Source organism: Photobacterium sp. R1, from assembly GCF_054600795.1.
This window is the reverse complement of sequence record NZ_BAAHZP010000935.1, coordinates 1-239: the sequence shown is the minus strand read 5'-3', so window position 1 is coordinate 239 and position 239 is coordinate 1. Positions and strand designations below refer to the sequence as shown.

Annotated in this window: 1 pseudogene; it reads right to left on the bottom strand. The window is 48.5% G+C overall.

Annotated features, from left to right (window positions below):
• Positions 1–239: pseudogene (locus ACYP03_RS27825) on the bottom strand (ABC transporter permease); the annotation flags it as partial.

Sequence of the window (239 nt, the reverse complement as noted above, 5' to 3'; positions counted from 1 at the left end):
TAAAACCGCCAACAAAGCTCATCGCCCGTGTCACATCCATTGCCACAAAAAAGAATAACTTTGACATGCTCAGACAGCCAATGACCATGAGCGCTTGTGCCAGCAGCAAGATGCTCCAGCTGACATGCATCGGCCAGCCAATCAGCACATACAGCCACCAGTGATTTAGCTTGCCCTGAGCCATGAAAACCATCCCATAATGTAACAATTTACCCAGCAGAAGCGTGACTGGCTTTTGA